Source organism: Acetobacter sp. DsW_059 (assembly GCF_002153695.1).
Lineage (GTDB): Bacteria > Pseudomonadota > Alphaproteobacteria > Acetobacterales > Acetobacteraceae > Acetobacter > Acetobacter thailandicus.
The window spans coordinates 1-619 of sequence record NZ_JOPI01000042.1 but is presented as its reverse complement, the minus strand read 5'-3'; the positions used below and the strand labels follow the sequence as shown (position 1 = coordinate 619).

Sequence of the window (619 nt, the reverse complement as noted above, 5' to 3'; positions counted from 1 at the left end):
AGAGAAAACGCTCAGTGATATCATTATTGGCATCACCCGAGAGCACCGCATGCGCGAAATGGAAAAAGAGACCGCGAAACGCGGCAACCTTGCCCACGGTTTAAATGGATGGATGCGCCACGAACGTATGGCCGTCGCTTAATCGTCGCAGGTAAAAACTATCAAAGCTCATGCTTCTAATTATGAATTTTAAATTCTTCGAAAAATGACAGAAAACCAGAAAAAACAACGCGGTAGACCGAAAGGTAAAGTCGGACAAGCAACTATGCGTCGCCGGGCGCTGGTTGAGCGCGTAGAAAAGTCGTTGAAATCCAAAGGCAGAACCCCCCTTGAGATTTTTGCTGCCGTGATGGGTGGCGATCTCAGCATTACTGAAATGCAGTTTGAAGCAGCAAAAGCGGCTGCCCCTTACATTCATCCTAAACTCTCGTCCGTGGAAATGAACGCGACTGTAAGACGGCGCATAGAGGATATGTCCGACGATGAGCTTGAAGCGCTCGCAAACTCTGGAGATAGCGCGGAAGAAAGCTAAAGCTGAACTATCCAGACGCCAGACTGCACGTGAAGGCTCTCTCGCGTTCGCTCAATACACAATGCCGGGTTACAGGGTTGGTGCTCA

Annotated in this window: 1 protein-coding gene; it reads left to right on the top strand. The window is 49.4% G+C overall.

From position 1 onward, the window contains the following. Positions 1-205: 205 nt before the first annotated feature. Entirely contained in the window at positions 206-532 is a 327-nt protein-coding gene (locus HK25_RS13400; protein ID WP_233127787.1) for a hypothetical protein, read from the top strand. The last annotated feature ends 87 nt before the right edge of the window (positions 533-619 follow it).

Excerpts from the sequence above, each read along its gene's own strand:
- HK25_RS13400 (WP_233127787.1), top strand. The coding sequence starts at position 206 with ATGACAGAAAACCAGAAAAAACAACGCGGTAGACCGAAAGGTAAAGTC.